The sequence below is a fragment of the Foetidibacter luteolus genome (assembly GCF_009650435.1).
Lineage (GTDB): Bacteria > Bacteroidota > Bacteroidia > Chitinophagales > Chitinophagaceae > Foetidibacter > Foetidibacter luteolus.
In genome coordinates, this window is record NZ_VVIP01000044.1 from 12,155 (window position 1) to 24,342 (window position 12,188).

Annotated in this window: 9 protein-coding genes; 3 read left to right on the plus strand and 6 right to left on the minus strand. The window is 41.4% G+C overall.

Going from position 1 to position 12,188, the window contains the following annotated elements; genetic code table 11:
* Window positions 1-11: 11 nt before the first annotated feature.
* The 4 genes from F0364_RS14090 to F0364_RS14105 all read right to left on the minus strand — a co-directional run bounded on the left by F0364_RS14090 (window position 12) and on the right by F0364_RS14105 (window position 6,094).
* Window positions 12-2,213: a peptidase domain-containing ABC transporter gene (locus F0364_RS14090; protein ID WP_153798434.1), complete on the minus strand. Its 2,202-nt coding sequence runs from the start codon at window positions 2,211-2,213 to the stop codon at window positions 12-14.
* Window positions 2,214-3,071: a hypothetical protein gene (locus tag F0364_RS14095; RefSeq protein ID WP_153798435.1), complete on the minus strand. Its 858-nt coding sequence runs from the start codon at window positions 3,069-3,071 to the stop codon at window positions 2,214-2,216.
* Window positions 3,068-4,111, minus strand: a complete 1,044-nt coding sequence (locus tag F0364_RS14100) for a glycosyltransferase family 2 protein (RefSeq protein WP_207632674.1) — start codon at window positions 4,109-4,111, stop codon at window positions 3,068-3,070. The genes F0364_RS14095 and F0364_RS14100 overlap by 4 nt, the downstream gene beginning before the upstream one ends.
* A 333-nt stretch (window positions 4,112-4,444) precedes the next feature.
* Window positions 4,445-6,094, minus strand: a complete 1,650-nt coding sequence (locus F0364_RS14105; RefSeq protein ID WP_153798437.1) for a vitamin K epoxide reductase family protein — start codon at window positions 6,092-6,094, stop codon at window positions 4,445-4,447.
* Between the two features lie 500 nt (window positions 6,095-6,594).
* Here F0364_RS14105 and tnpA point away from each other — a divergent pair, with 500 nt between their 5' ends.
* Window positions 6,595-6,888 (plus strand): IS66 family insertion sequence element accessory protein TnpA, encoded by a 294-nt coding sequence (tnpA, locus tag F0364_RS14110; protein WP_153798438.1) that lies wholly within the window; start codon window positions 6,595-6,597, stop codon window positions 6,886-6,888.
* Here tnpA and F0364_RS14115 read toward each other — a convergent pair.
* Together F0364_RS14115 and F0364_RS14120 are read right to left on the minus strand one after the other, a co-directional pair.
* Window positions 6,885-7,694 carry a hypothetical protein gene (locus tag F0364_RS14115; protein ID WP_153798439.1) on the minus strand — a complete coding sequence of 270 codons (810 nt, stop codon included), beginning with the start codon at window positions 7,692-7,694 and terminating at the stop codon, window positions 6,885-6,887. The two genes, tnpA and F0364_RS14115, sit on opposite strands and share 4 nt — an antisense overlap.
* Window positions 7,695-7,930: 236 nt before the next feature.
* Window positions 7,931-9,442 (minus strand): serine hydrolase, encoded by a 1,512-nt coding sequence (locus F0364_RS14120; RefSeq protein ID WP_153798440.1) that lies wholly within the window; start codon window positions 9,440-9,442, stop codon window positions 7,931-7,933.
* A gap of 274 nt (window positions 9,443-9,716) precedes the next feature.
* Here F0364_RS14120 and F0364_RS14125 point away from each other — a divergent pair, with 274 nt between their 5' ends.
* A complete protein-coding gene (locus F0364_RS14125) occupies window positions 9,717-10,634 on the plus strand; it encodes a hypothetical protein (protein ID WP_207632675.1) in 918 nt (305 codons plus the stop codon).
* A gap of 601 nt (window positions 10,635-11,235) precedes the next feature.
* A complete protein-coding gene (locus tag F0364_RS14130) occupies window positions 11,236-12,111 on the plus strand; it encodes an AraC family transcriptional regulator (protein ID WP_153798441.1) in 876 nt (291 codons plus the stop codon).
* Window positions 12,112-12,188 lie beyond the last annotated feature (77 nt).

Genomic DNA, 12,188 nt, shown 5'->3' on the forward strand with positions numbered 1-12,188 from the left:
TTTTGGTATTGCTAATTATCCAGCTCCAACTGATTTCTAACAAGTTCGTAATACCTGCCTTTCAAAATTGAAAGTTCGTTATGTGTGCCCTCTTCCACGATGCAACCATTTTCTAGTACTACAATCTTATCAGCATTCTTAACAGTACTAAGCCGGTGCGCCACTACCAGGACAGTTCGCCCTGAAAAAAAATGACGAAGGTTACCCACGATGACTCTTTCGTTTTCAGTATCTAATGAGTTCGTTGCCTCATCGAAAAATAAATATGCAGGTTCTTTATACAGCGCCCGGGCGATGAGTAGCCGTTGTTTCTGACCCTCACTCATAACCGATCCGTTTACCCCCAGACTGGTATGAAAACCATTAGGAAGCGATTCGACAAACTGAAGGATATTAGCCGTAAGGCAGGCCTGAAGCAAGCCCTGTTCCCGGGGATCTTCCTCACCCACGGCGATATTCCCGGCAACCGTATCATTGAAGATATAGCCGTTTTGCATAACAGCGGAACAGCAGCTTCGCCATGCCGCTGGTCGTATATTCTTCAAATTCAACGGCCCCACCATAATTTCTCCTTCATGGTTATCGAAAAATTTAAGCAACAGTTTTATCAGAGTTGTCTTGCCACTGCCACTTGCCCCCACAATCGCCGTTACTTTTCCCTCGGGTATACACAGCGACAAGTTTCTGATGACTTGCGGATTACCCGCGCCGGGATAACTAAATGACAGGTTTTTAATCTTAACATCGCCACTTATAGTATTGTCATCGGAATAATTTCCATCGGTTTCTTCATTCTCAGCCTCATGAACTTCATTCAACCGCTCCATGCTTATTCCTGCATCCTGCCCCTGCTGAAGAAAGAGGATGAATTGCTCAATTGGCGCAGCAAGCTGACCAATGATATATTGGATTGCAAGCATCGAACCCAACGTAATACGGTTTTCAAACACCAGCTTCGCAGCCATAAAGCTGATGATGATGTCTTTGCCCTGACTGATAAGTATTGCTCCGGCCTGCTGGAGCTGCGTATAAGAAAGCTTTTTGAAGGTCAGCTTAAAAATCCGCGCCTGGATGTTCTCCCATTCCCACCTTTTAGCTTGTTCGGCATTATGCAGTTTAATTTCCTGCATACCGTTAACAAGCTGGATGGTAGCATTATTTTCCATCGCGGACAAAGAAAATGCCTGGTAATTTAACCGTCTTCTCAAGCGCAAGAACAAGCTGACCCATAAGTAGTACATGACGGACCCCGTTGTAAATATCAGGAAGAAAACAGGGTTATAAAATGCGAGTACTGCTGCAAACACCAGGAAACTTACGAAAGCGAATCCGGTATTAATCGCAGTACCGGTAAGAAACTCCTGAACCTGCCGGTGGTCACCTAACCGCTGCATGATATCGCCCGCGGGATGCAGGGTAAAGTAAGCGATAGGAAGCCGGGTGAGTTTATGCCAAAAGTCTGAAAGTATGTAAAGGTTCAGCCTGCCTGATATCAGCAGGAGAAGCCTGTTTCGGACAATATCTATAATGGAGCGGCTGACAACCAGCATCAGTTGCGCCATAAGCACAAGCTTCATATAGGACATATCCCTGCCGGTGATGCCGATATCAACAATACTTTTGGTAAGATAAGGAAATAAAAGCTGGAGGGCTGTGGTAATGATTAGGGCAAAGCTTATCTGGACTATTTGCCAACGGCTTTTCTTAAGGTACTTAAACATGCGCGACCAGTTAAGCGGGTGCTGGGGATCTGCTTGCTGCCGGTAAAATTCGGGTAGCGGTGCCAGCAACAACGCAGTTCCTTTTTCCTTTTGAACTGACGTATCTGTTATCCAGTGACTTTTAAATTCTTTTTCAGTTAAAGAAAGCATACCATTGAGGGGATCTGCAACCCTGTACCGCCGCGCCAACCGGCTACTGAAAGGGTATAGCACAACAAAATGATGTTGGTTCCAGTGGAGGATGGAAGGATGTGCGGCATCTCGTATCAATTCATCCATCGATAATTCTACCGGAGATGTTTCAAATCCTAACTTTTCGGCCTGCTGCCTGAGTCCTAAAAGGGTCATGCCCTCTCTACCAGAAGAATCATCACCAGAGAGTCTCGGACTATCGGCCTTTAAAAACAGACCGTAGTATTTGGCCACCATCCGCAGGCAGGCAGGCCCACAATCGGTTGTTCCTGTCTGACGGTAATAAGGAAACTGTTTCATTCAAAAACCGTTATAGCTTGCGCTTTTTTGAAAATGTGTCTTCATGAGCTGCTGAGTGAAATAACTGATTATTCCACGGCCATTAACTGGTATGCCGAGGTGAAAATACAGGTGGCTTAAGAGCATTGGTAGGTTAGGGCCAAGGGCACAATAATTCCTAAAAAGCAAAGACCAGTCTGCAATGGCCTTCAGACGCGGGTTTGGACTACCCCGGATGATGGACAAACAGTCCTCGTAAATTTCATTCAGCATACCGCCTGCCTCTTTATATCTCTGGTCATATCCGCCCCGGACCGCATCCATCTCTACCATTTTCCCAAGTTCATGCGTGTAAGCCCGTGCATCAACTCCTCCATCCAGGAGTACCAGCAAGGTTAAATACAATGATGCGGAGAACAGGTCTTCCAGGTCAAAAGGATCAGTTTCAAAAGCGAGGTAAAGCTGCTTTGTAGACTGGCTCCACAAATACCGGTAAGCCGCCCGATCACCTGTTGCGGCCTGTGGCAAAAACTGGTGAAGACTATGACAAAGCGTATTAAACGGTATATTCATATACACTTGTTCAGTTGTTGCCAATTCGTCGTTATAACTTTTCAGGCCCGGAATAGATTGAAAGTATCCTGTAAAAAAATCATTAAATCTGCTGATGAAGGCACCACACTGCCCAGCAGATACCAGGCAGGACAGTCCTACATGATCCCCCTTGTTGGTTCCGAAGTGGATCAGATAATCTTTAAGACCTGGTGGGGAAGAATTAAAGAACGGATAGAGCCCCTTCAGCAGCAGGTCATGCCACTGATGCTGCGGGTAAAAAATGGAGAGAAACAGCCATCGTTCCTGTGTGTCTATTTTCATCATGATACTATAATTATTCCTTCCCCAAAACACCCGTTGTTCACAGCGATCCTTTTCTGCTTTCGGTTAGCATTCATTTTATTACGGTTACTTATCATTGAATGAAACAACAGCAGGTGGTTCTGGAGCTGATAATCTCTTATCTTCACGAACCCGGATAAAGCTAATGTTGTTCCCGGAACAGACCCTGACAAATAAACGGCCTCCTCCTCCCTGACATAGGTACCCCTCTCCCAATCGTGCGCCAATAGAGATTCCTGGTATTTATATCGTTTCGTTTTTAGCAAATCGGAAAGCCGCATGGCAGACCGGATGGAATGATCCTGAACAATGCCCCTGCTATACGTATTATCGTTAAAAAGGTATAAAAATTCACTTCTGGCAGGATCAAGCTGTTTGATATAGATACCTTCTTCACTTAGCTGAGCTTCCTGCCCTTTGGTTCTTTCCTCCTGGCTGTGGCTAATTGCATTGAGGTATTTGGGATTGTTTATAACGACCCGGCGCCGGCCGAGCTGCTGTAGCCTGAACGCAAAATCATAATCATCAAACCCGTAGTTATTCATAAATTCGTCAAACCCCTCTACAGCCATAAAATCTTCTTTAGTAAAACATACTCTCCCGAGCACGTCCCGTTTCGTCATCGGCTTCCTCTCGTAAATAGTTGTCAAAAAAATATTGTTGTTTCTAGTAAAGCACCTGCTCACAAAAGCAGCATAATCTTTACCGGTATAGTTATCAGCATCTACAAGACATACAATATCGCCGCCGGCAAGCTTTGATACCATGTTTTTGGAATGAGCCATTTTAAACTGCCGCGGCTCCGTAGTGCGATAATATTTCAACCTTCCTGAAGATAAAAGTGATCTAAACTTGGCCCTCACCCATTCCTCCATGTGATCAGTAGAATGATAGTCCAGAAGTACATGCTCCATATTTTCATATGAAGCATTATCCTCTATGTTTTGAGGCAACGTTTGCTGCAGATGGTATAGGCGGTTCATACTCACCGTACACAGGGAAATTTTATACTTTTCTTTCATACGTCTTCTACTTGAAAAATGGGACGCCCTGACGTTACTGCCAGGACTGTCCCAAAAACCATTGTACATGCAATCGCTGCTGCAACTGTTTTAGTTACAGCCTCCGGTTCCCGGAGGGACGTTGGGCCCAACACAAACGCATGCGCCCATAACAGGTACACAATAACCACCGTTGCAATAAGTGAACTGCATGCAACCGTCCCCACCTTTGATAGCTTTTTGCTCTTCAGAGGTAAGAACTTTACCGATGTTTTTGATTTTTTTCATAAACCATTGAACTTTTAATGAAAAAAAATTGCCTACTCTCAAGGTTTTCGGCACCCCCTTTGGAAATCACAGATATTGGAGATCTGAAATATTGTACTGTTCGGGTAAATGATACCCGTTTACAAAAAAAGTTGGAGTGAACATGATGCCGTTCGCTTCACACCATTTATACATTGCAGCTATCCTGGCTTTTTGGGCAGGAACCTCTATGTTGACAGGATATTTAGCTGCAAAGACATCGTATTTCTCCTGATTACTCGGATAGGAAGAAAGATACCAGTCATCGAGCGCCCGGGTCTTCATCCATGATTTATTTTCTTTTTCAAATATTTCACTAATGGACATCAGATGGGTGGCAGCAATGAACTTCAAATCATTTTCCACAGCCTTGGCTGAAAAAATGATCTGAACTTTCCAGTTATCGTTGTTGTGTATCAACTCTTCTATTTCCGGGTGGGCCTTCGCACAGGGACCGCAATAAGGATTACATACCTTGATAAGGGTGTTAGAGGCTGCCGGATTGCCTAAGGTAATGCCGACCTCTCCGGGCTGTGGCTGGCTGGTCACCGGTACCTGCTTGTGTAGCATAGCATAAAAAACTTCGGGGCTGTTTTTAAATCTCGCCAGAAGGTATTCGAGCTTGTTTTTTGTTTTTGCCGAGTAAACATACTGTTTCGAAAAAAACCACGCAAATGAGGGGATGAAAAAAGAAAGAACCAGTAATAACCATGTATCCTGAGTTCCTGTCCCCGAAAGGCTGAAAAATCCATTAGATGCCGCAAAAACACTCAAGAATTCTGTAACCAGCAGAATTTGGGTCACAAGACAAAGCACGCACCATTGCTTTACTTTCACAGCCTGGTAGGTAACAGAGAAGATAACATACGGCAAAGCTGCAATATTCAACCAAAACATCAGGGGAAGTGCGGCAGTGCCTGCCATCAGCAGAAAAAGAGCACCGCCCATGAAATAGATAAACCCAACTTCACTCCAGGACAAACCACCCACGGTTTTGGCAGCTTTACTCGACAATACGGCTGAGCAGTTGGTTTTTTTGCCGGAAGAACAGAGTTGTTTCAGCAATGCGTTCTGGCTGTCGTAGTCGTGGAGTAGCAGAATAAGCGCAATACAGAGCCCTGTTATTTTACAGGCTGCAAGCAGGGTAAAATAGAGTCCTTCAGTTTCAACATTTGTCAAGAAAACGAAAGATGCCCGGGTTGAAAGCAGTAGTACCAGTCCTACCACCAGCCCGGGAATTTTGTAATGCCCCAGTTTTTCTTTTTGCAAAAGCGCTTTATAATCTTTTTCACCACTTTGCGCTGTTGCTTCTGCTGCCAACATCACACCGTCCCAGTACAGCAAAAAATCCGCCATCTCCATCCTTCGTTTTTTGTCCTCGTCATCAAAATACCAGATTGCATCATCGCTCGTTTCCACAATAACGATAAATTTTCTTCCATGCCACAGGTAAGCAATGAATGGGCATGTAATATCCGCCAAATCAGATGCCTGAATTTTTAAAGGATATGTGTCCAGTTTCCATTTTTGCAAACTTTCATTGATACTAAACAAACTCAGGTGATGCGGGTGAGACAGCAACGCTTTTTGTATACTGGTGACTGTTACGTTCACTTTTAAAATTTCCAACAACTTAGCGGTCACATACAAAACGTTTCTATCCTGTTTTTCAAGAGAATGGAAGGAATTTTTATTCATGGCAGCAAGGCTAGTTTTAAGTGATAAAACTCATAGTCTACCAATAAGGGGTGCAAAAAGTTTTTTAAAGCGGAGAAAGAAGGGATAATATTAGCACTGGCACGACCATAAACACACTTTCAGGTAAACATAGATTTTTTTTTCAAAACGGTCAACTTAATTTTCATCCACAATCGCTTTGCTGTGTGATATTTGAAGTTCCTGAAGGCGGAAATAATAATCGCGGCACCAAACCCAAAAGCGATCGCGGATGATTTGACATTAAAAGAAATTAGCTACAATAACAGCATAAATATTCCCGATATTCTGCCAATTAACTGTCTCAGTGAAAACATTTATACAGAATCAATTATTTAATATGCGTTTTGTTCGTCGCTACTCACATAAAAAGCAATATAGTTGAGTTAAAAATTGTCGCCGATTAGCAAATAGCTAATTTTTGAACATGAAATTTTCCGCATTCGTCATGGATTGCGTCAAACCGGTTTCAGCTGTGCCACATGAAGTATAAAGATAGTAAACAGGCAGATGAAATGCGCCTTCACATAGAAAGCTGCAAAGCAAGCGGTCAAACGGTTATCGCCTATTGCCATCAGCACGGGTTAGCCCCATCAAAGTTTTATTACTGGCAAAAGCGCCTGCAAGATGCAGATGTTTCATCTGGTTTCCTGCAAATACCCGCTCATTCAACACAGAACAGCAATGCTTCCATCCACTTTCCCAATGGCATCAGTATTTCATTTGCAGGCAATGAAAGCATAACTGTTTTAAAGGAGTTGGCATGCTGCATCTAACCTTTCGGAATGCCATTCCGCACTATTGCCGATGAGCAGTTACTCGTCACCCCCTGCTGACGCAAAACTGCCTGTTGTGTGCTGTATTTCTCGTCCTTAAGTATTTTTATCACCCATGCAATTCTTTCTGATAATTCTGTCTTTTCAAATCGATAGAAAGCTTTAGTCAGTTTTTCAATTAAGCTGTCAGAGAACAACCAATTTTTAAATACAAGAATGTTTTTTGTACTTTTCTCATTTACTTTGATATGTTTTTCCCGGAAAAGAGTGTGAGCTTCGTCATAAATATAGTTGCTCAAATGTTTAATGGCGCTAAAAGAATTATTTATCATCCATAAATCTGTCAAGTCATTAAAACTCGGATAGAAGTGTGCAATTGTAGCAAAATAATCATCGAATTCCCATTCTGCTTTTTCGCTGTTATCAGAAAGCAAATTGCCCCACAATGCTAAGCTAAACTCATTGATTGCATTTTGATCTTCTGTGTCCCATTTTTGAAAGTTGCCATCTTGAAGCTTCTGATACAAAATCCAAATGTCGTATGGCGTGTCAAGCAGCGCTGTCAATTCAAATAATCTCGGCAAGAAATGTTTCAAGTCGTTTGTGTCGCCCCACGTAGAAATAACCTTGCCGGAAAATCTTGAAAGGTCTTCACTTGTTAAATTTCGAAGTGACTTTGAAAGTAAAAATTTATTCCATTTCGCTACGTCGTCATATATAGGACTCCCTGTCATGTTTAGGTTGCCATGATACTTGGCGAAAGTGTCGTAAAGATTTTCGACTGATATTTTTAAACGAGGAGTCATTTTTAATATAGCACACGACGGTCACGGCTTGGCGAAGTGCGGATAATAACATTCCGCCTGCCTGGAACCTCTGCCAATTTTTATTTAGAGTTCAAGATAATTTTTTTCCTGGGAAATATTCCGTCAGACCGGGACAAAAGCTGATTACAGATATGTTGCTGATTATTCTTCCGTCCAGCCCGCATTTTACCAAACCGCATGTTGTGCATTCGTACCGTGATGCAATGTATCACAGGTTATTGCAACAGTTTTTCTAGAATTTTTTTTCCATTCTCATTTTCAGGATTTAACTCGATTGACTTTTGATACATTTTGATGGCTTCTCGTTTTTGTCCATTTGCTAAAAGGGCTTCAGCATAGCTGTCATAGGCATTCCAACTGTTTTGAAAGAGAGCTACATTCTTTTTTAGTGTTTCCACGGCTAGTTTATAAAGGTGTTGCTGGGGCAAATGGTAAGGATTACTGTTCCCCATAAAATCGTAGCCCAGCGTATTCATTTCGTCTTCATTGAGATAATAATTGGCTGTATCTTTTTTCAGTTTCTCTAATATTTCATTTGCGGCAATTACGCCTTTGCCCACCAGGGTGTTTCCATAGATTTTGGCTAAACTTCTTTTGGGCATATCCACCTTTTTACCATTTAATAGCATCATTAGTTTTGAAGCATTTTCATGTGCATTAAAATGTGCATTATCAAATATGATCACTGTTTGGCGTTTAGTTATATTACGTAAAATATTAGAACTTAGTCCCATCGCCGCACCACTGTGGTAAACGAGTTTACCCAGCGAAGTATCTTTCTCCATTTCCCAGCCTAAGCCAAAATAATCAGGATTAGTTTCGCCGCTATTTAATTTTATGGGTACAAATGCTTCTTCCAATGTTTGTTGTTTTAGTAAAGTATTTTTGTACAAGGCATTATCAAATTTCCATAAATCCCTGATGGTACTTACATAATCCGCAAAGCCATTAAAACCGTAAGAGTGCCAGTATTCTCTAACGTAAGGAATAGAGTTGGATTTTACAGGTGTCGCTTCATAAAAGTGCAAATACACATGTGGAAAGGCGAAGTCCTTTATTTTTCTTCCGTCAAATTGTTCGGGCAAGGGGAAGAGTGAAGTTTCAGCCATATCCGCAGGTTGCAAAATGTTTTTTTCGATAAAGTTTTTATAGGGTATTCCTGAAACCTTTTCAACAATCAGGGCTAAGACTAAAAAGTTGACGTTGTCATAGTTACCTTTTTCTCCAGGTTGATATTTGAGCGGTTGCTTGTGAGCAACAACCTCTAGCATAAAATCTTTGTTCGTGAACGTTTTGTCCGGGCTTTCTTTTTTGGCTTTATCAAAAAAAGCATTGTAGGGTGGAAGCCCTGAAGTATGTGAAAGTAAATGTTTGATGGTAATTTCAGGATATGGAAATTCGGGCAAATATCGGATAATGGGATCTGTTATATTTAACTTGCCTTTTTCATTTAACTGAAGAATTGCCGTTGCAGTAAAGATTTTTGAAATACTTGCAATTGGAAAACGAATACCGGTTGTGTTAGGTGTCTTAGTAGTATAATCTGCGTATCCAGCAGCGCTCTCATAAACAATCTTATCATTTTCTATGACCAACACACTACCACTGAATTGTTGGTTTTTAACCAGCGCTTTGAAATAGTCGTCAATGTCTTTTTGTTTGGATTGTCCCGACACATATAGTCCTGCGAAAATCACCAGGCAACTAACGAAGACTTTTTTAATCATAATGTAGGCTTTGTTTGGTTATAACGCAAAAAGTTTCGCTATCGTATGACGCACGAGTTTTCAGGGATTGGCGCAGTTGTGGAAACAGCATTCCGTCTTCTCGGCCTGGACTGATCATAAAGAAACGAATTTTAAAATTAATCCTAAATCTGTCTATCTTTAGTCCACTTTCTAACAAATAAGGGAAAAAGATTGCATGAATAAAGATGGCAGCGATACTACTCAAACTTTGTATGAATGAATTACTTGTACGCCGTCAACCGTAAGAAATATCATGAAATATTTATTGAATACCCGTCAACTTCTCAGCACCATCAAGTTTTTGTTAATGATGCTGCTCTTCGCCATACAATCAAATGCTCAAACTTTTGATAGTCCCAAACCTCTAACGGAAAGGGTTACCCCAACGCCTGCTAATGCCATAAAGATTTTCGAAGAAGCAGAGATGCATCCCTACGAGCACCTGCTTACACAGGAAGAGCGCCAGGCTGTGGTGCAGGCATTTGAATTATTGCCGCCACTGCACCAACGTATTTTAAAAGAGCATTTAGAAGGGATTAGCTTTTTAGACAGTATGCCGAATACGGCATTAACTTCCACCATTGAATCTGGTGACAGTGTGAAGCGCTTTCACATCAGTTTCAGGGCAGGTATATTAAAGCAAACCATCTCCCAATGGCTTACCGAAAAAGAAGCTACCTGCTTTACTGAAAATAACGGCGATTACAAAGCGCATTACAATGCGGGTTCAATGAATGCAATTGTGTATGTGCTGCTACATGAAACCACCCATATCGTGGACGGCTCACTGGATATCTTTCATCATAGCGATGGGGGCTTTGCCAAAACATTTACTGGCGGTGTGTGGAAAGACCGGGTCTCGCTGGAAACAACAGACAGCCTGCTCAGCAAAAATCATTTTCGCAGGGGCAAACTGTATCCTTATACGCTTGCCACCAGTGTGTACAACCGCCTGCAGCAAACACCCTTTGTGTCATTGTACAGCACCAGTAGCTGGAGTGAAGACCTGGCGGAGTGCCTTACTGTTTACCATTTAACGCGGCGATTAAAACAACCCTTCCAATTGTTTGTAAGCAAAAAAGGAAAAACTATTTTCTCGTATGAACCAGTAAAAAACAAACGGGTGTTTGCTAGGATGAAGGCGCTGGAACAGTTTTATGCTGCCGGGTGATAACATCGAGTATATGATGTTTATCAAAACAATTGCAGGAATTCTGGGTCGTCTATTCAAAGCTGTTATTAAAAGAACTATTGTGCCAGGGATGCCAAATATTTAGACCGAAAGACCGAAGGTGACTCACCGGGGGGAGAATACCGTTGCTACTGTTAGTCCCTTGCGTTTGCTGCTTTCATCTTTTTAACCCAAAACGAAGTCTGGAAACAATTGGTTGCGCTTTCAACAGGACTTACTATCCTGGTGCCACTTGCCGGTAAGGCGTTTGGACGAAATGATATGGCCCTGAATGATAAAAGTGGCGGACACCATGTAGCATAATCTACCATTGAAAAACCGCAGTGAAAATCATGCCCATAAAAGGTTTTGGTAAGCCGAACGACCACATACTGTGTATGTATACTTTTTTATATTGGGTATAGCAATTGGACTTACCAGTGTGGTTAGCTACTCAGGCCGGCGATGCTTGCCCGTTGCCGATAATTATTTTTGGTGACCTACATTTATCTTTTTTCGCCGCTACAATTTTAAATGCACCCATCACACCAGCAAACGATACAATTAGCTATTTTTGACTTGTGTTGAGAATAAAAAAACAATGTCGAGAAAAGTAAACCATATTCCTGTGAATCCTATGATAGCCGATTTAGGCACAGGCATTTTTGTAGGCAAAATATACAGCAAAGATTCTCATTTATATGAGCAGTTTGAGGAATTTGACAACATAAAACAATCTCACAGAGACGAATATCACTTGTTTTTCTTGCAAGAAAAAGGAACAACAACTATTGAAATAGACTTTAAAGAATACACATTAAAACCTTCTTCAGTTGTTTTAATTCATCAAAATCAAGTACATAGAACCTTATCGTTCAAGAATGCAACAGCAAGCATTTTGGCAATTAGCAATGAAAATCTAAACCCAAAATACTTGAAATTATTGGAAGATATAACGCCAGTCAACCCTTTGTCATTAAAGCAAGAAACGTTTTTGCTTATTACAGAAGCTGCATCATTTTGCTTAAAATTAGCCGAACGTAAAAACGAAAAACTATATTACTCTTTGTTAAACGGCAGTTGCAACACTTTAATTGGTCTTGTTATTTCACAGTATTTAGTCCAACCAAAACCATTTGACAAACTTTCACGGTATGAAATTGTAACCAAAGCCTTTAAAGAGTTGTTGGAGCAAAATTTTGCTATTGCCAAGCGACCAAGAGAATATGCCCAACAGTTAAACATTTCCTCATCTTACTTAAATGAATGCGTGAAAAACACAACGGGTTATTCTGTTTCGCATCACATACAACAACGTGTCGTTTTAGAAGCCAAACGCTTACTTTATCATTCGGATATATCTGTAAAGGAAATTGCTGCCGAATTAGGCTATGACGACTATCCTTATTTTTCAAGGCTATTTACGAACGTTTCTGGAATGACCGCTTTGGCGTTCCGAAATAAAAACCACGATTAGTCTAATATTTACCATTTTCCTGCATTGTTTGAAATTTTCAATCGTTGTTCCTTTACATTGAATTAAGAAGCAATAAA